Below are 1,390 nucleotides of genomic sequence, written 5' to 3'. Positions count from 1 at the left end.
TATTGCAAGCTTCGTTTTTCCTTGTTACCCGCTCACGGCTTGACACAAGCTTTACGGGTTGAAAGCCCCGGCCTGACGCATACAGCCGGGCGTTGTAGCGCATTTAAACAAAAAAGACAATTTCATATAATTAAATTATACAATTACGACAACTTTCATTATCTTTACTAAGAGAAAAACAAATAGATGGTTTACATATTAGACGTAAAAAACGACCAATTAGTAAAGGCAGAAATTGTTGTCCCTGAATCAAATGAAATACCATTAAAAAAAGATGGATGGAATTTTAACTGGAGAGAATTAACCAAGGAAAATAATTCCAAAATATTCATTTTAAGAACAATTGGACTAAATCCAACCGTTGAAGGTGCTTTACAACTAAAGATTGAAAACGAAATGCTCATTATGAACACCTTAGAAATAGCACCTCACAACATCGGACGAAAAAATAAAAAATATGATTATGTCGCCGGCTCTTTGATAGCTTTTGCATGTAAAGAAAGTTTCAAATTGAAAAGTGCTTACAAAGGATTTCTAACCTTTATGGCAAAAACAAGCCTAATGAAATGGTATTCGAAAAAATATGGTGCTTCTGTGGGACTTGGACAGGGAATGTTTATTGATAGTGAGAATGGGCTGAAATTGATTAAGGAATACCTCGAAAGAAAATGAAAGCTATGAAACGAAATAATAACATCGAACTAACTAACGGAATGCTGACAAACCCTATGGATACTGGAACCGATGAGTTCAAAGATTTCCAGGCGATAATGTTGAATAAGGCAAAAAATCGGTCAGAAGCACAAAAAAGAGAAATTGAATTGCTTTCCATCAAATTTCAAATGCAAGATTATTTGGAATCTGAGGAAACCGAGCTTAAACTGCCGGGAGAATTTTTAAAAGAATACTTGAAAACACTGGGAATACCTCAAAAGAAATTTGCTCATTACATTGAAATAAATCCTTCTAATTTGAGCAAATTGATTAGTGGAGAAAGACCGATTAATTATGAATTAGCAATCATCTTGGGAAAAATTTTTAATCATGACCCAATGCTTTGGATTGAAATTCAGGCAAAAAACGAACTCAAAAAAATCAGAAAAACCAAAACAAGACGATTTAGTAATTACTCATTGAAAGACTTAATGACCTGATTGAAAACGCGCTACAACAAGCTGCAATACGTCACCCGGGGCTCCACAGCATATTAAGCCATTCGTTATTCCTTGGTACACGCTCACGGCTTGACACAAACTTAACGGGTTGAAAGCCCCGGGCGAACGCATGCAGCCGAGCGTTGCTGGCAACTTAACAAAAACCTCATAGCCAACTAAAAACAATGAATAACAGTATAAATTGGATTTTCACGCAATTGATGGACTACGAATAA

General features: G+C 35.7%; 2 protein-coding genes. Both read left to right on the top strand.

From position 1 onward, the window contains the following. Nucleotides 1-186: 186 nt before the first annotated feature. Nucleotides 187-672 carry a hypothetical protein gene (locus BY457_RS18840; RefSeq protein ID WP_106154873.1) on the top strand — a complete coding sequence of 162 codons (486 nt, stop codon included), beginning with the start codon at nt 187-189 and terminating at the stop codon, nt 670-672. A gap of 5 nt (nt 673-677) precedes the next feature. Continuing rightward, nucleotides 678-1,154, top strand: coding sequence for a HigA family addiction module antitoxin (locus tag BY457_RS18835; protein ID WP_258176800.1), 477 nt, complete (start codon nt 678-680; stop codon nt 1,152-1,154). Nucleotides 1,155-1,390 lie beyond the last annotated feature (236 nt).

This window comes from Marinilabilia salmonicolor (assembly GCF_003003035.1).
GTDB lineage: Bacteria > Bacteroidota > Bacteroidia > Bacteroidales > Marinilabiliaceae > Marinilabilia > Marinilabilia salmonicolor_A.
Note: the sequence above shows the minus strand (reverse complement) of the source record. Positions and strands in the feature narration are given on the sequence as shown.